This is a genomic window from Ruegeria sp. BH8, assembly GCF_056538065.1.
Genome location: NZ_JBQFSP010000005.1, coordinates 138,164 through 161,123, shown reverse-complemented (window position 1 = coordinate 161,123; position 22,960 = coordinate 138,164). Strand labels below are relative to the sequence as shown.

Genomic DNA, 22,960 nt, shown 5'->3' with positions numbered 1-22,960 from the left:
ACCCGGTGCAACCGGCGGATAAATCACGCTTAACGGACGACAAAGGGCCGATCCTTGGCAAACACACAATCCCACCTCTGGCATGACCGAAAAAGCGTGATGTTTCTATCCGTCTTCGCAGGCGGTGCACTTGGGTCGTTGTTGCGTGAGGCGTTTACACTAGAGATCCCAGGTCTAAGCTTTCTCACCTCGACTTTTGGCATCAACGTAGTCGCCTGTTTTGTTCTGGGCTGGCTATATTCCGTGCGCCATAAGGTGCACGCGCATGTTCTGCATCTTGGCGCCGTCGGGTTTTGCGGTGGATTGTCGACCTTTTCGTCTTTTGTCGCAGATCTTGAACGAATAGCCGACGGCGGCCTATGGGTAACGTCCCTGGCAATCGGGCTGGAAGTTTCATTTGGCCTTGCTGCCGCGCTGTTTGGTGAAAGACTTGGACGGCATTTTCATTCCGAAAAGACGCCGTCATGAGCGAAGTGTATCTTCATTCCATGTTCGCGTTGGGCGGAGGTCTGGGGGCCGTGATGCGGCATTGGCTGGCGCTGAGGATTCGGCACGACTTGCCACTAGCAACCTTGCTCGTAAATGTGTTGGGTAGCTTGCTGCTGGGGATCTGGGTTGGGTTTTTAGGAGGTCCAGTAGACATTCCCGAGGACCAAAAACGCCTTGTTTTCGGGTTTTGCGGTGGTTTTACAACCTTCTCCAGCTTTGCCTACCAATCGCTCGAACTTCACCGCGAGCGCACATTGCTTTTGGCAGCAGGCAATATTCTGATCAGCCTTGCTCTGTGCTGGTTTTCTTTCTGGCTTGGCCTGTTGCTAACGAGCTAAAGTGCATCTAGCTGGGCAACAAGTTTGAACGCTGACCTGCTTTTCTTTCCGGCCAATGCTGGGTCCCAAGCCACACCAATAGTTCGACAAATAAAGAGTTTGAAAAGACTTATCGCAGTAAGCTGAACTGCATCGAGTGTTCTGGTGTGTGAGCAATGGCCTGTGTCCCTGATCCGGATATGGGCCATTTCTTTCTTGGATCAGACCCCATACCGGGCAAGAAACATGTCCACGGCTTGTGTCGCTACTTCAGCGATTTCTTCTTTGCTGAATGAATTCTGAATTCCAAATGCAGCCCGGGTCCAGATCCGTACTTTGCAAAGCTCGGAAAACTGCTCAGCCGCTATTTGGACATTTTCAACTGCTAACTCACCTTTAGCCACGGCTTTTTCAAGGTATTCTGCCATTTGACGCTGGCCGTTTTGCGGCCCCGCTTCGTAAAATGCGCGGCCAAGTTCCGGAAACCGGTCTCGTTCGGCAACACAAATGCGGAAAACCTGCTGCGCGAAATCTGAAACCAGAAACGCCGTCAACTGTGTGGCCGCGATCATCAAAACTTCTCGTGCTGGTTTGGTCTCGTCGATCATCGCAACGACCCGTTCGGCCATAAGACAGCATTCCGTTTGTGCAACTTCCATGAACAAAAGGCGCTTGTCCGGAAAATAGCTGTACAAGGTTGCTTTTGACACTCCAGCCGCGCGGGCAATGTCATCCACGCTTGCGCCCTCGAATCCGTCCGCCATGAAAACCTCTCGGGCCCCGCGCAAAACCTGATCAAACTTTCGGCCTGTGCGCAGGATGGTGGCGGTCTGGGTCATGTCATCTCCTCGATCAATACCTGTCACAGTTTATAAACCGTTCGGTTCAGATACAAGGATTCTCGTATTCCCCTTAACTCTGACCTCGCCCAATTTGGGGCGTTGAACTCTTGCGACGGTTCTAAACCGTGCTAGGACTTGGCCCATGGCCGATATCTTTTTGCGTACACTTCCCTTTTTTGCGATCATCGGCCTTGGCTTTTGGGCTGGGCGCACACGGTTCTTTACGGCCGAAGCAACCGCATATCTGACCAAGTTCGTATTCTTCTTCGCACTGTCGGCAATGCTTTTTCGATTTGCGGCGACCCTGCCCTTTGCAGAGATTTTCAACGCAAGACTGATCTTCGGTTACCTCATAGGCACCGCCGCTGTTTATGGCGTAGCCACTTGCGTAGCGTGGATTCGCGGCCTTGATGTGCCAACTTCGGCGGTTGAAGCACAATGCGCTGCCATTGGAAACGTTGGCTTTCTTGGCCTGCCAATGCTCGCGCTGCTGTTCACCGAAGCAGCTATTGGCCCGGTCATGCTGGTTCTGACCGTAGATCTGGTTGTATTCTCGTCTCTGATCGTGATCCTGATCAACGGTGGGCGTGACGGAAGGCTGACGCCAGCCACTTTCAAACTGATTGGAATGGGTCTGCTCAAGAACCCGATGATTGTCTCGATCTCTGCCGGGCTCGTCTGGTCATCCCTGCAAATCCCGGTTCCCGATCCGCTGAACAACTTTCTGACCATCCTCGGTGGTGCCGCAACCCCCGGAGCGCTTTTTGCAATCGGTGCGTCCCTTGCTGGCAAATCCGCGGAAAGATTTCAGATCGCAGCCTGGTTGAGTTTCTGCAAACTAGTGCTCCACCCGCTTTTCGTAGCAATCGCCCTGATCTGGCTGATCCCGATCGAAACATTCCCGGCAAGCGTTGCAATTGCAGCAGCAGCTCTGCCCGTAGCAGGAAATGTCTATATGCTGGCCGCGCATTACGGCATTGCCCCACAGCGCGCCTCGGCTGCTATTTTACTGTCGACGCTCGTCAGCATTGTCACCATACCACTTGTTATTGCGGCTCTAGGTACCCCCTGACCTTCACCCTTTCAAAAATACTCACTCCAAAGGCACTCGGACTTTACGCCGGGTCCGTGGATCGTTAGCCATGTTGCGACTCTAGAATAAGGACGATGCCTAATGGAAACCCTTTCGGAAAATGCCTGTTTCGGCGGAGTGCAAGGCGTGTATCGCCATGCTTCGTCGACATGCCAATGCGACATGACGTTTGGCCTTTTTCTTCCGGCCGAGGCGAAAGATGGCCCGGTTCCGATCTTGTGGTATCTGTCTGGTCTGACCTGCACCCATGAAAACGCGATGACAAAAGCCGGCGCACAAGCTTGGGCTGCGGAACAAGGCATTGCAGTGGTATTTCCCGACACTTCGCCACGCGGTAAAAGTGTTGCGGATCATGACGACTACGATTTGGGTCAGGGCGCTGGGTTCTACGTGAACGCCACGCAGGAGCCCTGGGCACCGCATTTCCGGATGTGGGACTACATTGCCGACGAATTGCCTACCCTGCTGTTCGAAAGCTTTGCCATCGATAGCGAACGTCAGGCCATTACGGGTCATTCCATGGGCGGGCATGGTGCATTGACGTTGGCCATGAACCTTCCAGGACGGTACCGCTCGGTTTCGGCCTTCGCACCCATCGCGAACCCGACGGGCGCTGACTGGGGGCGCAAACAGCTGGGCGCGTATCTGGGGGATGATGAATCCCTTTGGGCCAAACACGATGCTTCCCTGTTGATGAAAGAAACCGGTTTCGACGGCCCCATCCTGATCGATACGGGCACCAATGATCAGTTCATGGACCTGCTGCGCCCAGAAGCGCTTGCCCAAGCCATCGCTGAGCGTCGCCAGCAAGCAACCTTCCGCCTCCAGCCGGGGTATGACCATTCGTATTTCTTCGTATCTACCTTCATGGAAGATCACATCGTTTTCCACGCCGAAGCGCTGTACGGAGACTGAGATATGAGCAAATACGACTATGATCTGGTCATCATCGGGTCCGGGCCTTCGGGGCGTTCTGCGGCCATTCAGGCTGGCAAGCTCAAGCGACGGGTTCTGGTGATTGACCGAAAAGACCGTTTTGGTGGGGTGTCCGTTCACACCGGAACTATCCCATCCAAGACATTGCGCGAAACGGTTCTGAACCTGTCGGGCTGGCGCGAGCGCAGCTTTTATGGCCGTTCCTATCGGGTCAAGGACCAGATCCGCGCCGAAGATCTGAAAGCCCGCCTGCACATGACCCTCGATCACGAGGTCGATGTGTTGGAACATCAGTTCAACCGGAACCACGTCGATACTCTGGACGGTTTAGCCAAGTTCGTCGGGCCACATGAAGTGGAAGTCGCCACCGATGCCGGAGAGACCACACGTGTAACGGCCGCCAAGTTTTTGATTGCGACAGGAACCAAGACCTACCGCCCCGATTATGTTCCGTTTAACGGCAAGACCGTGGTCGATGGCGACGAGTTTCTGGAAATGGCGGAAATCCCGCGTTCACTGGTTGTTATCGGTGCCGGGGTCATTGGGGTCGAATACGCCACGATGTTCTCGGCACTGGACGTTCGGGTGACGCTGATCGAGCCGCGGGATACGTTTCTGGACTTCATCGATAGCCGCTTGATTCATGATTTCACCCATCAGATCCGCGAAAACGGTGTTGATCTGAGGTTGGGATCGGCTGTCGAAAAGATTGAAGATGCGGGCGAGCATGTGGAAGTGACCCTTGAAAACGGGCGCCACGTGCGGGCGGAAATGCTGCTGTTTGCAGCCGGGCGCATGGGCGCAACATCGAAACTCAATCTGGATTCAGTTGGACTGGAAACCGATCACCGCAATCGGATCAAGGTAGACCGCAAGACATATCAGACCGCGGTTCCGCATATCTATGCGACCGGGGATGTGATCGGTCACCCTTCGCTGGCCTCGACTTCATTACAGCAAGGGCGTGTGGCTGCCTGCCATGCGCTCGAGACACCTACACTGCCGGAAAGCCCGTGGTACCCCTATGGCATCTACTCGGTTCCCGAAATTTCCACCTGCGGCATGTCCGAGGAAGAACTTCAGGAGCGTGGCATTCCCTATGAGGTTGGCGTGGCCCGATTCCGCGAAACCTCGCGCGGGCATATCATGGGTCTGGAACACGGTATGCTGAAGATGCTGTTTTCGCTTAAAACCCGCCGTGTCTTGGGCGTGCAGATTGTGGGCGAAGGTGCGACCGAACTGATCCACATCGCTCAGGCGGTGCTGAACCTGAAGGGCACTGTCGATTACTTCGTTCAAAACACGTTCAACTATCCAACTCTGGCCGAGGCTTACAAGATCGCCGGGCTGGATGCTTTCAACCGGATGCCGATCCCGGACGAATTCAAGGTGCGGAAGAAACCTGCTCAACCAGAGAAAAAAGAGGCCAAAAAGGCGTGACAACGCTGTATGTCGATGGCGATGCCTGCCCTGTAAAGGCCGAGGCCGAACGGGTTGCAACACGACACAAGGTGCCTATGGCACTGGTGTCGAATGGCGGTCTTCGACCGTCAGCAAACCCGCTTGTACAGGTCATCGTGGTTTCGGAAGGTGCTGATGAAGCGGACAAATGGATTGCAGAACGCTGCGGCGCAGGGGATGTAGTTGTGACCTCCGATATCCCTCTGGCCGCAAAATGCGTCGAAGCGGGTGCCCGAGTTTTGCGCCCCAACGGCGAGGCCTTTACGGCAGCCAACATTGGCCAGCAATTGGCGATACGTGATTTGATGGCTGACCTGCGGGCCGCCAATCCATTGGGGGCCGGAGGCGGCGGCCGACCGTTCAGCAAAGCAGATCGTTCGAGGTTTCTGGATGCGTTAGAGCGGGAACTTCGCGCAGCGACCCGAGGGTAAGTGCAGTCACCGGCAAGCTAAAATGCCAGACGGTAACCAGAAACGCCCGTTTACAAGCCCGCCGAAAGAACGCAGGCTGCGAAAGACTTCTGATCAGGCTATTCGCAAACGGAGACCGAATTATGAAAGTACAGGGTGCTCATTACCGGTCGATTTGGTGGGACAAATCGGCAGGTGAGGTTCGGATTATCGACCAGCGTTGGCTGCCCCATGACTTTCGGGTGGTTGCCCTGAAAACGCTGGATGAATTTGCGACAGCGATCCGCGACATGTGGGTCAGGGGTGCGCCACTGATTGGTGCAACAGCCGCGTTTGGAATTGCCGAACAGATGTCCCGTGACAGCTCTAACGCTTCGTTCGACGCCGCGTATGACGTATTGCACGCGACCCGCCCAACGGCAATAAACCTGCGATGGGCCTTGGACAGATGCCGCGACTCGCTGATGCCACTTGCCCCAAGTGATCGTGCTGAACGGGCCTGGGCACTCGCACAGGAGGTTGCAGACGAAGATGTTGAGATCAATGCCTCGATAGGTCGCCATGGGCTGCAACTGATCAAAGAAATTGCAGCCCGAAAGCCCGCAGGTGAACCGGTGCGGCTATTGACGCATTGCAATGCCGGTTGGCTGGCAACGGTGGATTGGGGAACGGCGACAAGCCCGATGTATCACGCGCATGACGCGGGCATTCCGCTTCATGTCTGGGTGGATGAGACCCGACCACGAAATCAGGGGGCGCTGACATCCTGGGAACTTGGCGAACACGGCATTCCCCATCGTTACATCGTGGACAATGCAGGCGGTCACCTGATGCAACATGGTTTGGTTGACGCCGTCATCACCGGTACAGACCGGACCACGGCACAAGGCGACGTCTGCAATAAAATCGGCACCTACCTGAAGGCCTTGGCGGCGCGGGACAACGGGGTTCCGTTTTATGTCGCCCTGCCCTCGCCCACGATTGACTGGACGGTTCGGGATGGAGTGTCGGAAATCCCAATCGAAGAACGCGATAAAAAAGAAGTGACCCATGTCATGGGCGTGGATGGACAGGGGGATATTGCCGATGTTCGCGTCACCCCGAACGGGACGAAAGGTGGCAATCCTGCCTTTGATGTCACACCCAACCGGCTGGTGACGGGGCTTATCACCGAACGCGGCGTCTGTGCCGCCTCGGCCGAAGGCCTTGCAGGATTGTTTCCGGATCGAGTCGGCTAGATTAACACCCCACACGGCGTTACCGCTGGCACGCGCACGTAGGTCGAGCGCGAAACGTCACGTCAGGCGGGGACTGCCAGACGGTTCTCTCGGATAGGTAGATGAACGATGGCGCTGAAGGCCCCTATTGCCACACCGATCCACCAGACCAGGGCATAGTCACCATACTGGTCATACATACGCCCCCCCAGCCAGACGCCCAGGAAGCTGCCAACCTGATGGCTGAAGAAGATTATGCCATAGAGTGTTCCCATGTAACGCAAACCATAGAGGTGCGCGACAAGACCCGACGTGAGCGGAACGGTGGCCAACCAAAGCGATCCCATCACCAGCGAGAATGTAATGACGGACAGCGGCGTTATCGGGAAAACGATGAACAATGCCGCAGCAAGTGTCCGACCGGCATAGACCGAGGCCAGCAGGTATTTCTTAGGGAATTGATTACCTGCCCAACCCGCCAATAGAGTCCCGGCGATATTGGCCAAACCAATCAGTGAAATCGATACCGCGCCAAGTGCGGACGTGGATGTGATGCCGATGGAATACAGCACGCTGCCGGGTTCGATCGGGCCGCACATTTCGGTTACGAATGCCGGAAAATGAGCGGTGATAAATCCAAGCTGGTAACCGCAGCTGAAAAACCCAATAAATATCAAAGCATAAGAAGGATCTCGGAACGCCTTCCCCAGAATTTCTCCCATGCTTTCTTGCAACTCTGCCTTTGAAGCTGGTTGAGGCGCCCGCATGAAAGGCAAGGTCAATACAAGCGCAAGAATGGCAGCGGCAAACACGACGAAGACTTGTTGCCAGGGCAAGAATGACAGCAACCACTCAGCCGTCGGCGCGCCCAGAACCTGCCCGAAACTGCCCGCAGCAGTAACGATGGCCAGCGACATGGACCGGTTTTTATCAGAGGACGCGCGACCGACCACAGCCAAAACCACACCGAACCCGGTGCCAGCAATGCCAAACCCAACCAGCCACGCATAAACCTGATGCTCGAGCGGTGTGACGGACCAAGCCGACAGAACCAGACCAGCAGCATAGGTCAAGGCGCCGAGGATAATGGCCTTTCGGTCTCCTACTTTCTCAGCGATAGCTGCAAAGATCGGTTGACCGATGCCCCAAGCCAGATTCTGGATTGCAATCGCCAATGAGAAATCCGTGCGCAGCCAGCCAAATTCACTGGCGATCGGAATCTGAAACACGCCGAAAGACGCGCGCACGGCAAAGCTGACTGTGATGATGATGCATCCAACGATCAGGATCGGGTTCAACATGCGGGTGGATTGCGGCATAGAGACCTCGGGTAGCTTGGTCCGACGGACCGTACTGGATTTACGGGTTGCGTCAATTCAACAGATTTGCGGTCACGGATAATCAAATTTGATACGTCAGGGAAAAGGCTTCTTTTCAACGGGCTGGGTCATGGGTAAGGCTCTGGGTCATGACGGATCTGATTTCGCACTACGAAGCCCGCGTCGAGGATGGAACTCTGACGCGTGACGACGCTCAAGAAGCCGTGTTGCCCCAGTTTGAGCGCATCCGTGCGGCACTGGCCGAGCCGGTTAAACGAGGGTTTTTCCGCAAGGCTCCGCCTCCGCCTAAAGGCCTATACCTGTGGGGTGGCGTCGGACGTGGAAAATCGATGCTGATGGACATGTTCGTCGACACGCTGGGTGAAGTCCCCGCACGGCGCGTTCACTTTCATGCCTTCATGCAGGAAATCCATGCCGGAATGCACAAGGCCCGGAAAGAGAACGTCGAAGATGCTCTGGCACCCGTGGCAAAGGAGGTGGTGAAATCCGTCCGCCTGCTGGCCTTCGACGAGATGCAGATCACTGACATTACGGATGCGATGATCGTCGGCCGTTTGTTTGACCTGCTGCATGAAGGTGGCGTTGTTGTCGTGACCACGTCGAACAGGCATCCGGACGCGCTGTATAAGGATGGGTTGAACCGGCAATTGTTCCTGCCTTTTATTGCCCATATCAAAGACCAGTTGCAGGTATGGGAACTGGTATCGCCCACGGATTACCGTCAGAACAGATTAGAGGGGGCTCCGGTCTATTTTGCACCCATCGGACCAGAAGCGCGGCAGAAATTACGGGATGTCTGGAAAAATCTTGCAGGCGGACCTGCCGATCCGTTGATATTGCAGGTCAAAGGACGCGCCGTCGAACTGCCCGCATTTCGCAACGGGGTTGCACGGGCTTCGTTTTATGACCTGTGTGGCCGGATGCTGGGACCGGCGGACTATCTGGCTATTGCAGAAGCAATTAAAGTGTTGGTGCTTGAGGATATCCCCCGTTTGTCGAGAAATAACTTCAATGAAGCCAAGCGCTTTGTCATCCTGATAGATGCGCTCTACGAGGCAAAAGTTCGGTTGATCTGCTCGGCTGCGGCGGAACCCGAGATGTTGTATGTCGAAGGAGAAGGCACCTTTGAGTTTGAGCGTACTGCATCGCGCCTGCGGGAAATGCAGGACCAGAACTGGGGGAAGTAGGGGCTCTGCCCCCGTCGCGCTGCGCGCGCCTCCCCCGGAGTATTTGCGAAAAGATGAAGCTTAACCGTTTTCGCGCAGGATGTTTCCGGCAAGATAAAGGGAGCCGCAGATCAGGACACGCGCCTGTGGGTCTTTGTCCGTGATTGTCTTCAACGCTTCCGAAACACTTGCAGCGACTGAAGAAGGCAGGCCAACTTTGGTGGCAGCGGCGGCGGTTTCTTCGGCGCTGAGCGTGGCCGCCTCGCCCGGTATGGAGACGGCGGTCAGGCTTGCAACCTGTCTTGACAGTGGCGCGAGGTACCCAGTCACGTCTTTCGTGTTGAGCATACCGCAGATTATGTGCGTAGGGCGTTGCGGCATCTTTGCCAGCACATCGGCAAGCGCGATGCCTGCGGCCGCGTTATGCCCTCCATCCAGCCACAGTTCGACCTGGGGGGCTTGCTCGGTCAGCGGGCCGGTTTTGAGACGTTGCATACGCGCGGGCCAATTGGCATTGGACACGGCAGCCTCGTAGGCAGTGTCACCCATTGAAAGATGACGCAGAACCGCCAAGGCAGCACCGGCATTCTGGAACTGATGTGCACCCAGCAGGTTGGGGAGCGGCAGATCACGCAACCCGGTTTCGTCCTGATAGATCAAGCGCCCGTTTTCTTCATGAACGTGCCAATGCTGGCCATGTACAAGTAGCGGTGCGCCCAACCGGGCGGCTGTGTACTCGATCACCTCCAGTGCCTCGTCTTCCTGCGGGCCGACGATGCATGGCACACCGGGTTTGATAATGCCCGCCTTTTCGGCGGCAATCTTTCCCAGGGTGTCGCCCAGATACTGTTCATGATCGATTGAAACAGGCGTAATGACTGTCACCGCCGGTTCATCAATCACATTTGTTGCATCCAGCCGTCCGCCCAAACCGACCTCGAGCAGAGTGTAATCCGCTTTGCAGCGAGAGAAGGCCAGCAAGGCAGCGCAGGTTGTGATCTCGAAATACGTGATGTTTTCGCCGCCATTCGCCGCGTAGCACTCATCCAGAACCGCGGTCAGGCCGGGTTCCGAAATCAGTTCGCCCGCCAACCGGATACGTTCGTGAAATCGCGCCAGATGGGGCGAAGTGTAGGCATGAACGGAACGCCCTGCCCCTTCCAAGCCCGCCCGGATCATGGCCTGGGTCGAGCCTTTACCGTTGGTTCCGGCAATATGGATAACCGGAGGCAGCTTGAGCTGCGGATTGTCCAAAGCGGCCAGCAATCGCCAGACGCGATCCAAGGTCAAATCAATGATCTTGGGGTGCAGCGCCATCATCCGGTCGAGGATGGCGTCAGATGTCTTGGTGTTCATTTTTTCTCGGTCTCTTCGGCCTGAGCGACCTTGGCCGTTTCATCCGGTGCCGGTGCTGGCAGATCACCTTTGATCGCCGGTGGTTGGTTCATCAGCATCCGGGTGATGGTGATCAGTTCGTCACGCATCTCGGTGCGTTTGGTGACACGGTCCAGCATCCCGTGATCCAGCAGGTACTCGGCGCGCTGGAAGCCGTCGGGCAGCTTTTCGCGAATCGTCTGCTCGATAACTCGGGGACCGGCAAAGCAGATCAACGCGTTCGGTTCCGAGATGTGGACATCGCCCAACATCGCATATGACGCCGTCACACCACCGGTGGTGGGATGGGTCAGCACAACGATATAGGGCAAATTCGCTTCTTTCAGCATTTCGACGGCTACAGTTGTGCGCGGCATTTGCATCAGGCTGAGAATGCCTTCCTGCATCCGCGCACCACCAGCTGCCGAGAACAGGATCAGTGGGCGCTTTAGCTTAACCGCTTCTTGAGCGGCCGCGATGATTGCGTTGCCCACATACATGCCCATTGATCCGCCCATGAAGGAGAAGTCTTGCGCTGCTGCAACGATAGGCGTGCGCCCGATTTCGCCTTTGGCAACCAGCATCGCCTCTTTTTCGCCGGTCTTTTTCTGCGCCGCTCGCATACGCTCGGGATATTTCTTCTGGTCGCGGAAATGCAAGGGATCGTCTTTGGGTGCTGGCACTGCAACCTCAGTGAAAATACCGCCGTCGAACAGGTGATTGAATCGCTCGCGTGGGGTAATCGCCATGTGATGGTCACATTGGGTACAGACGTTCTGGTTTTCCGCAAGTTCACGATGAAACAGCATCGTTCCGCACTCGTCACATTTCTGCCAGAGGTTTTCGGGCACTTCGCGGCGAGAGAAGATCGAGTTGATCCGGGGGCGGACGTAGTTTGTGATCCAGTTCATGTCGGAACCTTGGCTTGTGCGGTGTTGACGTCAAATAAGACGCCACGGGAAGAATTGCAATCAACGCCTGAGCGCAAGCCGCGCTGCCAGCCAGCATACGAACATCACAGCCAAATCCACCAACAGCCAGGGACGAAGCTGTTCGGCGTCAGATGCATCGAAGGGAAGCGAGAAAAGCGCCAGCCCACTCAAGTTATCTGGCAAAGAAATGAACAATAATGCGATGATGTTATTGAAGAAATGCAAGGCGATAGCTGGCCCCAATGTGCCTGATCGCGCTGTGAGATCGGATGCAAGCATCCCAAAAACAAATGCCCACAGCACAAACAGAATTGCATTCTCTCCTGCCATCTCCGGTGTGTAATGGCCAGCGGCAAACAAAACAGACGGTATCCCCATCCAAATGACCGGCGACTGAAACCTGGCGGCAAGGGCTTGCTGAATGTACCCTCGAAACAGAACTTCTTCGGCGCTGGTCTGAATCAGGACGACCAATACCGAGACCGGAAGCAACAAGAGCCATGTTAAAAATGGCAGATTCTTTGACAGAGATCCCCCCAAACCGTAGGGCGGTAGCAAGACACCGACAGCGCCCAAGATGAGTAGGGCTTTCAGCACTTTCAGAAATTGGGCCGCAACCAGACCCCGCTGGCCGAAAATTGATCCTAAGGATCGGTGCTGCAGCTGACGTGCGGCCACTGCCACGCCAAGAATGATAAACCCGAAACTGGCCAGCAACAAAAGCAGCGCCAAAGGTGTGCTGCCTTGCAAAAGTTCCTGAGCCCACTTCGCTGAGCCCAACCCCGCGACCACGGTAAAAAACACCAGGTTCAAAACGCTGACCAACACGGCGATCAATGCCAGCCCCAGCAATAGACGCCAGAGTTCGGGTTTGGCGCGGGCTGTTTCGATCAAACGCGCATGAGCTGAATACGCACTAGGCATCCTTACCAATACCTTCCTGCACCGTTTCATCTGTCACGGGTGGAAACATGTCTTCGGCGTTCTGGGCCACGCTGATTCTGTTCGAAAGCGTCGTCAGATACCCTGCAACCGTCTGTAGCAACTGCATAGCGACCGAAGAATCGCTTTCAACAACGGCACGCAGCTCTTCCGCGCCAATACGCAAAAAGCTGCTATCTTCCGTCGCGACCAGATCCAGCTGCCTAAGTTCCCCTGTAATAATAGACAGGTCTCCGATAAGCCGACCGGGTTCTATGATCGAGATTGTACGTTTCGTTTCATCCTCGTTGGACCAATCCAGTTTGGCCTGTCCTGAAATGCACAAATAGGCCGCATCCGGCGCCTGACCGCGGGAAAAGATGACTTGCCCGGCGCTGGCTTCGTACCATTGCGCCGAAAACGCCAGCAGCCTCTGGTTTCTGCCATCCAGGCCTGAAAACAACTGCGTTGCTGACAGGATCTCGAGTTTCCGGCTCAGATCGTCCGACGTGCTGTCCTCATGCGCTGGTCTGCTTCGCGAGACGCCGTCGATCCGTCCATCCTTGATTTCCACAAACAAGTCATAGGCTTCGGGATGTGCAAAATGATCCTCCATGAATATCATGATGGAATCGGGCAGCAGTTCCCGCAGTTTCAGGCGCGTGCGCAACCGGCTTTCCGAGTCGTGGCTGGCTAGGGCTTTGTCCAGGATCAGGATGTCGGGGCGTTTGATGCCTGCGCGCGAAAAAGCGGCACGCTCCTGAAACACAGTTGGAAGGTTGTTGCCGCCCAGCCCGGACGGAAGGTCATAAATAATGGCCGCTGCCCGACGGCGCAGACCGGCTTCGTTCATGGCCTCTGCAACGATGTCTTCGATATCTTCGGCATGGGCACCCGCCATCAACGATATCCGGCCATAGATCGCGTTCTCCATCACGGTCAAGCGCGGCACATAGATGTCAGGCGCCACAGACATGAACAAACCGTCCATGGCACCACGCAACCGTTCAGCCTGGGTCTTGCGGATAGCTAGGATTTTTTCCTTGTATTCCTCTGGGAAATCCGGGCCGATCTGTTCTGCGGTCAGAAGGAAAGGCACTGTCAATAGCAAGGCGCGCTCCTGATCGCTCAGCGCGGCATTCCCTTTGGCTTTGCGCCGGTCCTGGATGTCGAGCAGCCGATGATACATGTCCTTTGACATGCCAAGCCGCAGAAACAGAGGATGGTCGGCCCCGTCCCGCCCAAATGTCTTGCCAAGAGTATCCATGACAGCATTCGATATGCTGATCGCGTCATCTGCCAGATCATGGGTGCTGAGCAATTGCACGAACCGCGCGTCTCCGGCCAGAATGTCTGGAGATATGTCTCGCGACGGTGCCGCGAACAACAGGTTGCCCCCAAGCGGGACGGCCGGGTTAAACTGGTTTGGATCGAACCTATAGACATACCGATCCAATCCTTTTTCTTTCAGCCGTTCTGCAATGGTTTCTCTCAGCCTGACTATTTCCTGTGCCAGTACAGGGTGTATTTCTGGATCAAACTGGGAGCGCAGAGTGCGCCGGAACATGAACTCGTCTATCCCCATAGCTTCCACCAGCTGGAACCACCAGTCACGTATTCCATCAATATCGTCCAGACCGGCAAGCCCCGGATCGATCCACTCATCTTCCAGCGAATCCGGTGGGTTACCCGCCCGAACAGACTCGATCTGACGACGGGACGGGGTTCTTATGGCATCTGCCTCGTGCTGCGGATGTGTGCGCAACGGCATCATGAGGTTATCGCCCAAAGTCCCATCAAACAGATAGGGGCGTGAATAGGCATACCCGATCCGGGCCGCGATAACTGATTGGTGCAATTCGTCCAGCTTGTGGCCAGCTATGACCACATCCCCCTGAACAGGTAGCACCTCGCGGGTCAGCAACTGGCCCAACGCACTACGTTCCGACGCATGGGTGGATTGAATTGCCACACGCGCGCCCTGCGGGATGGTCAGATCAATGTCTTCCAGAATGGTTTTGCCGTCGCCATCGCGAACGGTCACATTGCGCAATTCGATATCACCGGTCAGATGTGGGATGGTTTCCGGCTCTCCGATGAACAGCTCTTCGGGGATCATGTTGTCCGGGGCAAATCTTTCGGTGACCACCTCCCACCGCAGGGACATGTCCTGTACCTGGTTGTAGTAGGTCAGAAGGTCTTTCCAGGGCCCGCTTAGGTCTTTGTACGCGCCCAACGCGGCAACCAGTGCACCTACTGTCACCTCGCCCGTGATCGCCAGGTATCCGCCCACCGAATAAAACAGGAATGGCGTCATCTGAGTGATCAAATTGTTCAGGAACTTCATAAAGAATTTCTTGTTGTAGATCTTGAACCGGATCTCGAACAAGGTCCCCAGCCTGTGACTGAACTGGGCCAGACGATAGCGCCAGCCGCCATTCGTGCGCAGGTCACTGATGCCCGCCGCGCTTTCCCCGATTTCCGAGCTCAGACGCCGAACCTCCTGAATACGATCCTTGTTCAGCAAGTTGATCTGGCGTTGCAGCTTCGGAATTAACCAGGCTTGGAGCGGAATCAGCGCGACGCTTGCCAGACCGAACCAGATGCTTTGCATGAACAGAAAGGTGACGATTGTCATCATCTGGCCAAACTGAAACACCGGTTGCGCGACCGCATCCCCCATAAGGCCGCCCATCGGCTCGGCCTCGGATGTGATCATCGAGACCAGCTCTCCTTGGCTGGTGGTCGCGAAATAGGACTTTGGGAACCGCATCGTGCGTTGAATCAGGGTATAGCGCAGACGGCGCAGCATGCGTTCGGACAAGATGCCTTTCATCGTATTGATGCGCATCTTCATCAACCCACTGGCAACCACAGTAGCCAGAAATGCAAAGCATAATATCATCAGATACTGAACCTGAGACACTGTGATGCCCAAGATTGTCACCGTATCGCCTGGCGCACCGATGGCATCGTTGATGATTTGCTTAGGCAGCTCCAGCGACGCATATAGAAACGGGAAAGACAGGACCGTTAACAGCAGCAGGACAAGTTGCTGTTTTTTTGAATGCTTCCAAATAAAAGAAAATAATGTGGGCTCCATAGCCTGGCCTTATCGATAGCTGAACTGATGTTTGGCTGTTCAGGGGTAACCCATTTTTAGGAAACAGACGGTAAGCATTGACCCGACGTATTGCAAGAATTGACGGGGTCAGGCTCCAAATCCGGCACCTATCTTTTTTACGCTTAGCCACCAACCGGAAAACGTAGCGCTCAAGTAGTGTTTTTGTGATTGCGGGTTTATTCCTACTCATTTCTTTGACTAAAGAAGGACATTGTCGGACGAAGAGACCATGCGCAAGATTCTGGATCGCTATATTCATCGCCGGACGCTCGGCCGCTGGCGCCGGGCCGTGCGGCAGGCGCCAGATTCGGCGCAGGCCGAGTTGCGGGTGAAACGCGATCAGGCGCGCAGTCTGCGTGGACAACTGGATCGCCTGATCCAACTGGCGGATGCGCGCTTGCTCCGCCCGAAAATAGGATCAACTCAGTTTCACCGGCCTGTCGGCACCGACTGGAGCTGGCGACCCGACCTGTGGCGCGCGCCGTTGTTGCAATCCGGCATGGCCTCTGTTCCCCGTAAAACGGTAATGGACGATCAGGTCAGCTTATTTCACGACTGCCCATTGACCGAAATCGCTGTGCGGCAAATCCGCAACCGGGGGGCAAGTGATCTGGCCCCGTTCAGTCTGGAGGTCGAGGTTTTTGGCTTCGAGGGGTCGTTCCTGTCGGTATCTATCGATTTGCCGCGTGAGGTTGCCCGCGACCTGACACGCGAGCATCTGATCCGGTTGGAAACCCTGATTGACTGCGAGAAACCGTCTGGCGTGTTTGCACGTCTCAATGTTCAGCACGGGCCCAACATGGAGCAGGTTTTGCGGCAGCTAGACCCTTCTGACACCGTGAACGCAGTTGATTTCGACCTGGCTCACCTGCCTCTGAATGAACGTCGGATCGAAAAGATCTGGCTGGATCTTATTTTTGAGAAACCGCAGATGAACCGTATGAGTGTGCGAGACCTTACGTTTTGCCGCTTCCATCGCGCGGACTTGTGAGACGATCAAAGATGACACAACCATCCCTGACTTTCATTCGGTTCGAAAACGGTATTTGGCACGGCCATGTTGAGGCCGAACGGCAACCAGAGTTGGAGGTTCGATATCTGGGCAAAGCTCTGGAGGGTGTTGAGCTTTCACCTACAGACAACGGATGGAATCTGTATGTTCCGGTACCCGTCACAGCCCTGTCCGAAGGCGTGCACAGCTTCGTCATAGTCGACGCAGGCAGTGTCGATAAACTTGGGAGTTTCTCCATAATAGCAGGAGAGCCCGCCGCCGATGATCTCAGGGCGGAAGTGGACCTTTTGCGCGCGGAGTTGGATATGCTGAAACGCGCTTTCCGACGGGTAAGCCGCGGAGACGGCTGAAACGCTTGCGAAATCGGATCATCCATTCGGTTATGCGCTCTCTGCGCGACGCCTTCGGATTGCGCTGCTGGATGATGAAATGAAATCTCGCGAGACAGAAAGAAAAGGGCCGCGTGGTACGCGACCCATTGGTTTGGTTATTGGGACGGCCCGTGCGGGGTGAACGCTGACAAGCCTTTGAGGATGTCTATGGCATATGCCAGTTGATAATCCTCTTTCCTCAGCTCAGCGGTTGCTTCGGCCCTTGCACGATCTTCCTCGATCTGGCGGATTTCATCCTCGCTCAGGCTGTCATTGTTCAGACTGCCGCGCAAGTCAGCTTCGGACCGGGTACGCCCGTTGCTCTCTTCCTCTTCTTCTGCAGGTGCAGGGCGAGGCTGTTCAACAATGATGTCCGGGCTGACGCCAAGAGCCTGGATTGATCGTCCTGATGGCGTGTAATAGCGCGATGTGGTCAGGCGCATAGCGCCGTCGCCGCGCAGCGGCATGACCGTCTGCACGGATCCTTTGCCAAAGCTCTTGGTGCCCACAACGATAGCGCGGCGATGATCCTGCAATGCACCGGCCACAATCTCGGATGCCGAGGCCGAGCCGCCATTGATCAGCACCACAATTGGCTTGCCTTCAGCCAGATCCCCGGGGGTGGCGTTGAACCGCTCACCCTCATTCGGGTCGCGGCCGCGCGTGGAAACAATTTCGCCTTCGTTCAGGAACGCATCCGAGACTTTGATCGCCTGAGTCAACAGGCCGCCTGGGTTGTTGCGCAGGTCCAGAACAAAACCGTTCACCTTGTCGATGCCACCCGCTTCGGCAATCTGTTCCTGCAATCCTTCCTGCAGGTTCGGGAAGGTCTGGTCGTTGAACGTGGTTACACGCAGCACGACACTGGTGCCTTCGGTCCGTGCGCGCACAGCGGTCAACTTGATTGTATCACGGATAATAGTGACATCGAAGGGATCAGGCTCACCCTCGCGTACGACGGTGATGATAATTTCGGATCCGACCGGGCCGCGCATCAGGTCAACCGCTTTGTCCAGCGTCAGGCCCAGAATACTTTCGCCGTCCACATGGGTAATGAAATCCCCGGCTTCGATTCCGGCTGCGTCGGCGGGGGTATCGTCAATAGGTGAGACGACTTTGACAAAGCCTTCTTCCTGCGTGACTTCGATACCCAACCCACCAAACTCACCCCGGGTCTGCACGCGCATCTGTTCGGCGTCGTCAGGAGAAAGATAACTCGAATGCGGATCAAGCGATGTCAACATGCCGTCAATGGCCGCCTCGATCAGTTCTTCGGGCTCAACCTCTTCGACATACTGGGCGCGAATACGTTCGAAAATGTCGCCGAACAAATCCAGCTGTTCATAGACGCTTGCCTTGTTCTCGGCCTCCTGCGCCAGCAGGGGTCCTGCGATCTGAGTTGTTGCAAGAATTCCTGCCACAGTTCCAGCCAGACCGGCCACCACAAATTTCTTCATACGCGTTTATCCATCCTTGTCGGTCCGAAACCACGATTCCGGGTCCACGGGGCGATTGTCTTCTCTTACCTCTATATAGAGCGTTTCTGAGCGGTCAGTTCCAGTGCCATCACTGCTTGTTGACAAAATTGCGCCGATTTCCGGCATTTCACCGGGCATCAGACCAACTGGTGTGCCCTCTGGGATCACCTGACCGGTCCGGCCATAGACCTCCTGCAAACCGGAAAATACGAACAAAAGTCCCGATTGAGGTTCAAGTATTATCAGGTTCCCCAGGTCCAGCAGCGGCCCGCGATAGCGAATTGTCGCAGCGGTTGGCGATGTGACCAAGGCGCGCGGGCGTGTCCCCACGATCAGGCCGGGGCGCGTGACACCAGCGGCGTCCGTTTCACCCGCCTTGTGCAGCAAGATGCCCTGTACCGGCATTGATATCCGGCCTTTCCTGTCCAAGACGCTGGCATTGCTGTCGAGGATCTCTCCCTCCGAGATCTCGGACAGACCACTTGCAAAACCATCCAGTGTTTCGGTCGACGAGATCAGAATGGCCGTACGTACCGGGTCTTCCACGAAACGGCGGGGCAAATCCGTGCGGTCGGCGATTGCCTCGCTCAGACGGGTGCGGGCCGCCTGAACGCCCGTCAGACCCTCTGTCAAAGTTTCCGAGGCCTTTTGCTGCAAGACACGCAATGTCTGCACTTCATTTAGGTCCTGCGCCAGTTCCTGCGCGCTGGCGTTCAGGCCGGGGGTGACCTCGGACAACATAATACCCGCGCGGGCAGCCCCCAACGGGCCGGCGGGATGTAACATCAAAACGGGTGGTTCAGTCGTTTCAATGGTTTGCAGAACACCGAGCAATCGCCGGATTTCCTTTTCGCGCGTCCGCAAGTCGGCACTCAGTTGCGCCTCGCGCGTAGCCGCTTGGCGCAATCCCACCCGCATCGCACCCAACCCGGCCTCATAGGCATGGATCGTCTCCGTAAGAGCATTGACCCGGTCCCGGGCACTTTCGGCTTCGGATAACGCGATGGACGCCTGTTCGAGCATCTGCGCTGCATCCAAAGCAGCCTTGGAAGCGTCTGGCTGGGCCAGCGCCGGCAAGGCCAAAAACAGACACACTGCCAGAGCAGCCGGTTTCATGACAGCAGGCTTTCCCCGGTCATTTCCATGGGTTTAGGCAAACCCATCAGTTCAAGCAGGGTCGGGGCGAGATCGGACAAACGTCCTTGGCGCAATACAGCACCTTCTGGCCCGCCAACCAGCGCTATGGGAACAGGATTAAGCGTATGGGCCGTATGCGGACCACCGGTCACAGGATCAACCATGACTTCGCAATTGCCGTGATCGGCCGTGATAATCATCGCCCCCTTGACCTTTTCAAGAGCCGTAATGACTTGAGCCAACCCATGATCGACGGCTTCACATGCTTTGATTGCGGCATTCAGATCACCTGTATGACCAACCATATCGGGGTTGGCATAATTTGTAACAATCAGGTCATACCCGCCTTCGATGGCTTCGATAAACTTCGCCGTAACCTCTGCGGATGACATTTCGGGCTGTAGATCGTAGGTTGCCACTTTCGGCGAGCTCGGCATAAAGCGGTCCTCACCTCGTTCGGGCGTCTCCTTACCGCCATTCAAAAAGAACGTAACATGCGGGTACTTCTCGGTTTCCGCCAGTCGAAACTGACGGAGCCCTTGCTTGGCGACCCACTCGCCCAACGTATTTACAAGCGCGCGCTTTGGAAAAACCGTGGTCATGTAAGCATTATGCCCGTCAGAGTACTCGACCATGCCCAGCAGTGCTGAAAGCTTCGGGCGCGGTCCTGTCGCGAACTCGGAAAATCCGGGCTCTCCGATGGCGCGCAGGATTTCACGTGCACGGTCAGCGCGGAAGTTCAGGCAAAAGAAACCGTCGCCATCGTGAATACCGTCATATCCCGTCAATACGGTTGGTGTGACAAACTCGTCAGATTCGGACTGGTTATAGGCGTGATCAACCGCGCCATGGGCGCTGCTGGCTGTTCGGCCCTGCCCGTTGACCATTGCACCATATGCTTCACTGACACGCTCCCAGCGATTGTCGCGATCCATGGCAAAGTACCGCCCGCTCACGGTGACGATGCGTACGTTTTCGGGCAGGCGTTCTTCCAGCTCAGCGATGTAAGTCAGAGCTGACCTTGGCGCGACATCACGCCCGTCCGTCACTGCGTGCAGTGCAACCGGGACACCGGCATCCGTTATGGCAGTGGCTGCGGCAAGGATATGGTTCAGATGACCATGCACGCCTCCATCCGAGATCAACCCCATCAGATGCGCAGTACCGCCAACGGACTTAACACTGGCGATGAAAGCTTGCAGAGCTTCGTTTTCAAAGAATGTCCCGTCTTCAATGGAAAGGTCGATCTGGCCCAGATCCATGGCGACCACACGCCCTGCACCGATATTGGTGTGCCCGACCTCTGAGTTGCCCATCTGCCCGCTAGGCAGACCCACATCGGGGCCGTGGGTGATCAGGGTTGAATGCGGGCACTCAGACATGATCGCGTCAAACGTCGGCGTGTTTGCCAGATAGGGTGCGTTGGCTTTTGTGTCCTCGGACAGGCCCCAACCATCAAGAATGCACAGGACTACAGGTTTGGGGGTGGCCATTGATGTACTCCATTTGCTGCTCTTGGGTCACCTTCTATCCTTTGGACTTCGACGGGTGAACCGCCTTTTGCAATGATGTACAATTATAACCAACACAGAGGTGTTAGTCCTTCAGATAGCTTTGGAAAGGGCGCACCTTGCGATTGCGGTATTTGACTGTCAGATCCAGTGGTGCATCGTTTTCATCATAAACGCCCAGAACAACACCCCTGCCCCGGCTTTTGGTGCGCATTTCAATCAATTGCTGCTCGGACCGGGTCGTGCGCTGTGACGCCCGCCGCGTCCAGGCGAACAGGTGCTCGTACATTTCGGCGATTACACCGGCATGTTCGGCGCTGTCACCCAGATCGTTCAACTCATCAGGGTCATTCTCCAAATCGAACAGGATTGGCCGGTACCCACCTTCACAATGGATCAGTTTCCATTTCTTGCTTGCGACCATGAACATCACCGCATCGCGGACGGACATGTCCAAAACATTTGCGATTGGCGAAGCCGAGTAGTCATATTCGCAGATCACCACATCGCGTTGCAACGTGTCCACCTCCCCATAAAGGATGGGCAGCAGGGAGTGACCTTCCAGAATATGCGTCGCCACTTCCCCACCAGCCGCATCGACAAAGGTCGGTGCAAGGTCGATGGATTCTACAAGCGCATCGCTGACTGTGCCACGTGTCGCGTCCGCCTCGGGCGACGGGTCATAAATGATCAACGGCACTCTGGTTGAGGCGTCGTGGAAAAAGGTCTTCTCCCCCATCCAGTGATCGCCCAGAAAATCACCGTGGTCTGATGTCAACACGATCATCGTGTTTTCCATCCGCCCGGCTCTCTCCAACCAATCCAACAGGCGGCCCATCTGGTCATCGGCTTGCTTGATCAGCCCCATATAGGCTGGGATAACCGCCTCACGCACATCCTGCCGCGAAAAGGTCTGGCCGATCTTTGTGTCCATGAAGGCTTTGAGCACGGGATGCGCATTCTGACGTTCCGCCTCGGATCGCACCACAGGCAACACATGTTCCGGCCCATACATCGAGGCGTATGGGTCCGGTACGATGTACGGCCAATGCGGCTTGATAAAGCTCAGATGGCAGCACCACGGGCCATCATGCGTTTCCATGAACTCGATCCCGCGCCCGGTCAGATAGGGCGTTTCGCTGTCTTCCTCGGCAATATTCGCGGCTTCGGGTGAATTCTTCAGAAACCAGCCAGACAGAACGTTGCCATCCGCATCCAGTCCGGAATTGGCAAAGTCATGCCAGGGATTGTCACTCTCATACCCCTTTGCTTTCAGGAACTTGTTGTATTCCTTTGCCCCGTCCGGGTCATAATACCCATCCGGACCTTCGGGCAGCATACCGTCATCCCTTTCATATACGTCAAACCCACATTCGGCGACGCGCGCACCTATCAAGCTGTCAGGTTCCAGACCAAGCCGCGCCATCCCTTCGGCGTCTGCACGCATATGGGTTTTGCCGACCAGCCAGCAATCCATCCCCGCCTTCCGCAGGTGATCACCCATCGTTATCTCGCCGACTTTCAACGGAATTCCGTTCCACGACGCGCCGTGAGAATGCACATAGCGCCCTGTGTAGGTGGACATGCGAGAGCTGCCGCAGATCGGTGATTGGATATAGGCGCGGTTGAAGCGCACGCCTTTGGCAGCCAGACGATCGATATTTGGAGTATGCAGATGTGGATGGCCGTAACAGCTCAGATAATCCCAGCGCAGCTGGTCGAACATGATGAACAGGATGTTGTTTGCCTTGGCCAAGTTGACGCCCTTCCCCAAAAGTCACGAGGGCCTAGTTAGCCCCTTCTATCCGCAGAACGAAGCAAAACCTGCG

Annotated in this window: 20 protein-coding genes; 10 read left to right on the top strand and 10 right to left on the bottom strand. The window is 55.9% G+C overall.

Going from position 1 to position 22,960, the window contains the following annotated elements; all coding sequences use genetic code 11:
• Positions 1 to 99 precede the first annotated feature (99 nt).
• Positions 100 to 468 (top strand): fluoride efflux transporter FluC, encoded by a 369-nt coding sequence (locus tag ACR0AD_RS11810; protein ID WP_480487473.1) that lies wholly within the window; start codon positions 100 to 102, stop codon positions 466 to 468.
• The gene (gene crcB / locus ACR0AD_RS11805) at positions 465 to 827 is read left to right on the top strand and encodes a fluoride efflux transporter CrcB (protein ID WP_480487470.1); all 363 of its coding nucleotides are present in this window, start codon (positions 465 to 467) and stop codon (positions 825 to 827) included. The genes ACR0AD_RS11810 and crcB overlap by 4 nt, the downstream gene beginning before the upstream one ends.
• Positions 828 to 1,027: 200 nt before the next feature.
• Here crcB and ACR0AD_RS11800 read toward each other — a convergent pair whose 3' ends face one another.
• Positions 1,028 to 1,645, bottom strand: coding sequence for a TetR/AcrR family transcriptional regulator (locus ACR0AD_RS11800; RefSeq protein WP_480483707.1), 618 nt, complete (start codon positions 1,643 to 1,645; stop codon positions 1,028 to 1,030).
• A gap of 145 nt (positions 1,646 to 1,790) precedes the next feature.
• Between ACR0AD_RS11800 and ACR0AD_RS11795 the strand changes: the two genes are divergently transcribed.
• The 5 genes from ACR0AD_RS11795 to mtnA all read left to right on the top strand — a co-directional run bounded on the left by ACR0AD_RS11795 (position 1,791) and on the right by mtnA (position 6,786).
• Positions 1,791 to 2,720: an AEC family transporter gene (locus tag ACR0AD_RS11795; protein ID WP_480487469.1), complete on the top strand. Its 930-nt coding sequence runs from the start codon at positions 1,791 to 1,793 to the stop codon at positions 2,718 to 2,720.
• A gap of 102 nt (positions 2,721 to 2,822) precedes the next feature.
• Complete coding sequence (gene fghA / locus ACR0AD_RS11790) at positions 2,823 to 3,656, top strand: S-formylglutathione hydrolase (RefSeq protein WP_480483705.1); 834 nt, start codon at positions 2,823 to 2,825, stop codon at positions 3,654 to 3,656.
• Between the two features lie 3 nt (positions 3,657 to 3,659).
• Entirely contained in the window at positions 3,660 to 5,117 is a 1,458-nt protein-coding gene (gene sthA / locus ACR0AD_RS11785) for a Si-specific NAD(P)(+) transhydrogenase (protein ID WP_480483704.1), read from the top strand.
• The gene (locus ACR0AD_RS11780) at positions 5,114 to 5,569 is read left to right on the top strand and encodes a YaiI/YqxD family protein (RefSeq protein ID WP_480483703.1); all 456 of its coding nucleotides are present in this window, start codon (positions 5,114 to 5,116) and stop codon (positions 5,567 to 5,569) included. Before sthA ends, ACR0AD_RS11780 begins: the two co-directional genes overlap by 4 nt.
• A gap of 122 nt (positions 5,570 to 5,691) precedes the next feature.
• Positions 5,692 to 6,786: an S-methyl-5-thioribose-1-phosphate isomerase gene (mtnA, locus tag ACR0AD_RS11775; protein ID WP_480483702.1), complete on the top strand. Its 1,095-nt coding sequence runs from the start codon at positions 5,692 to 5,694 to the stop codon at positions 6,784 to 6,786.
• A 62-nt stretch (positions 6,787 to 6,848) separates the two neighbouring features.
• Here the strand turns inward: mtnA and ACR0AD_RS11770 are convergent, their stop codons facing one another.
• The gene (locus ACR0AD_RS11770) at positions 6,849 to 8,084 is read right to left on the bottom strand and encodes an MFS transporter (RefSeq protein ID WP_480487467.1); all 1,236 of its coding nucleotides are present in this window, start codon (positions 8,082 to 8,084) and stop codon (positions 6,849 to 6,851) included.
• A 149-nt stretch (positions 8,085 to 8,233) separates the two neighbouring features.
• On the opposite strand from ACR0AD_RS11770, the gene zapE reads away from it, so the two are divergent.
• Positions 8,234 to 9,292, top strand: a complete 1,059-nt coding sequence (gene zapE, locus ACR0AD_RS11765; RefSeq protein WP_480487465.1) for a cell division protein ZapE — start codon at positions 8,234 to 8,236, stop codon at positions 9,290 to 9,292.
• Positions 9,293 to 9,352: 60 nt separating this feature from the next.
• On the opposite strand, the gene ACR0AD_RS11760 is transcribed toward zapE, so the two are convergent.
• The 4 genes from ACR0AD_RS11760 to ACR0AD_RS11745 all read right to left on the bottom strand — a co-directional run bounded on the left by ACR0AD_RS11760 (position 9,353) and on the right by ACR0AD_RS11745 (position 15,601).
• Positions 9,353 to 10,627 (bottom strand): bifunctional folylpolyglutamate synthase/dihydrofolate synthase, encoded by a 1,275-nt coding sequence (locus tag ACR0AD_RS11760; RefSeq protein ID WP_480487463.1) that lies wholly within the window; start codon positions 10,625 to 10,627, stop codon positions 9,353 to 9,355.
• Complete coding sequence (gene accD, locus ACR0AD_RS11755) at positions 10,624 to 11,556, bottom strand: acetyl-CoA carboxylase, carboxyltransferase subunit beta (protein ID WP_480487462.1); 933 nt, start codon at positions 11,554 to 11,556, stop codon at positions 10,624 to 10,626. Before accD ends, ACR0AD_RS11760 begins: the two co-directional genes overlap by 4 nt.
• A gap of 60 nt (positions 11,557 to 11,616) precedes the next feature.
• Positions 11,617 to 12,405 (bottom strand): CPBP family intramembrane glutamic endopeptidase, encoded by a 789-nt coding sequence (locus ACR0AD_RS11750; protein WP_480487514.1) that lies wholly within the window; start codon positions 12,403 to 12,405, stop codon positions 11,617 to 11,619.
• An 88-nt stretch (positions 12,406 to 12,493) separates the two neighbouring features.
• The gene (locus ACR0AD_RS11745; RefSeq protein ID WP_480483697.1) at positions 12,494 to 15,601 is read right to left on the bottom strand and encodes an ABC transporter transmembrane domain-containing protein; all 3,108 of its coding nucleotides are present in this window, start codon (positions 15,599 to 15,601) and stop codon (positions 12,494 to 12,496) included.
• A 250-nt stretch (positions 15,602 to 15,851) separates the two neighbouring features.
• Here ACR0AD_RS11745 and ACR0AD_RS11740 point away from each other — a divergent pair, with 250 nt between their 5' ends.
• Entirely contained in the window at positions 15,852 to 16,613 is a 762-nt protein-coding gene (locus ACR0AD_RS11740) for a DUF6478 family protein (RefSeq protein ID WP_480483696.1), read from the top strand.
• Positions 16,614 to 16,624: 11 nt separating this feature from the next.
• Entirely contained in the window at positions 16,625 to 16,984 is a 360-nt protein-coding gene (locus tag ACR0AD_RS11735) for a hypothetical protein (RefSeq protein WP_480487460.1), read from the top strand.
• Between the two features lie 137 nt (positions 16,985 to 17,121).
• Here the strand turns inward: ACR0AD_RS11735 and ACR0AD_RS11730 are convergent, their stop codons facing one another.
• From ACR0AD_RS11730 to ACR0AD_RS11715, 4 genes are all read right to left on the bottom strand, one after another.
• On the bottom strand, positions 17,122 to 18,462 hold the full coding sequence (locus ACR0AD_RS11730) for a S41 family peptidase (RefSeq protein ID WP_209507125.1): 1,341 nt from the start codon (positions 18,460 to 18,462) through the stop codon (positions 17,122 to 17,124).
• Positions 18,463 to 18,468: 6 nt separating this feature from the next.
• The gene (locus tag ACR0AD_RS11725) at positions 18,469 to 19,599 is read right to left on the bottom strand and encodes a murein hydrolase activator EnvC family protein (RefSeq protein ID WP_480483694.1); all 1,131 of its coding nucleotides are present in this window, start codon (positions 19,597 to 19,599) and stop codon (positions 18,469 to 18,471) included.
• On the bottom strand, positions 19,596 to 21,113 hold the full coding sequence (gene gpmI, locus ACR0AD_RS11720) for a 2,3-bisphosphoglycerate-independent phosphoglycerate mutase (protein ID WP_480483693.1): 1,518 nt from the start codon (positions 21,111 to 21,113) through the stop codon (positions 19,596 to 19,598). Before gpmI ends, ACR0AD_RS11725 begins: the two co-directional genes overlap by 4 nt.
• 103 nt (positions 21,114 to 21,216) lie before the next feature.
• Positions 21,217 to 22,887: a sulfatase-like hydrolase/transferase gene (locus ACR0AD_RS11715; protein WP_480487459.1), complete on the bottom strand. Its 1,671-nt coding sequence runs from the start codon at positions 22,885 to 22,887 to the stop codon at positions 21,217 to 21,219.
• Positions 22,888 to 22,960 lie beyond the last annotated feature (73 nt).

Coding starts and splice junctions, on each gene's coding strand:
- ACR0AD_RS11810 (WP_480487473.1), top strand. CDS start 100: ATGTTTCTATCCGTCTTCGCAGGCGGTGCACTTGGGTCGTTGTTGCGT.
- gpmI (WP_480483693.1), bottom strand. CDS start 21,113: ATGGCCACCCCCAAACCTGTAGTCCTGTGCATTCTTGATGGTTGGGGC.
- ACR0AD_RS11725 (WP_480483694.1), bottom strand. CDS start 19,599: ATGAAACCGGCTGCTCTGGCAGTGTGTCTGTTTTTGGCCTTGCCGGCG.
- ACR0AD_RS11795 (WP_480487469.1), top strand. CDS start 1,791: ATGGCCGATATCTTTTTGCGTACACTTCCCTTTTTTGCGATCATCGGC.
- ACR0AD_RS11760 (WP_480487463.1), bottom strand. CDS start 10,627: ATGAACACCAAGACATCTGACGCCATCCTCGACCGGATGATGGCGCTG.
- ACR0AD_RS11745 (WP_480483697.1), bottom strand. CDS start 15,601: ATGGAGCCCACATTATTTTCTTTTATTTGGAAGCATTCAAAAAAACAG.
- ACR0AD_RS11740 (WP_480483696.1), top strand. CDS start 15,852: ATGCGCAAGATTCTGGATCGCTATATTCATCGCCGGACGCTCGGCCGC.
- crcB (WP_480487470.1), top strand. CDS start 465: ATGAGCGAAGTGTATCTTCATTCCATGTTCGCGTTGGGCGGAGGTCTG.
- ACR0AD_RS11735 (WP_480487460.1), top strand. CDS start 16,625: ATGACACAACCATCCCTGACTTTCATTCGGTTCGAAAACGGTATTTGG.
- zapE (WP_480487465.1), top strand. CDS start 8,234: ATGACGGATCTGATTTCGCACTACGAAGCCCGCGTCGAGGATGGAACT.
- ACR0AD_RS11800 (WP_480483707.1), bottom strand. CDS start 1,645: ATGACCCAGACCGCCACCATCCTGCGCACAGGCCGAAAGTTTGATCAG.
- sthA (WP_480483704.1), top strand. CDS start 3,660: ATGAGCAAATACGACTATGATCTGGTCATCATCGGGTCCGGGCCTTCG.
- ACR0AD_RS11730 (WP_209507125.1), bottom strand. CDS start 18,462: ATGAAGAAATTTGTGGTGGCCGGTCTGGCTGGAACTGTGGCAGGAATT.
- ACR0AD_RS11770 (WP_480487467.1), bottom strand. CDS start 8,084: ATGCCGCAATCCACCCGCATGTTGAACCCGATCCTGATCGTTGGATGC.
- accD (WP_480487462.1), bottom strand. CDS start 11,556: ATGAACTGGATCACAAACTACGTCCGCCCCCGGATCAACTCGATCTTC.
- fghA (WP_480483705.1), top strand. CDS start 2,823: ATGGAAACCCTTTCGGAAAATGCCTGTTTCGGCGGAGTGCAAGGCGTG.
- mtnA (WP_480483702.1), top strand. CDS start 5,692: ATGAAAGTACAGGGTGCTCATTACCGGTCGATTTGGTGGGACAAATCG.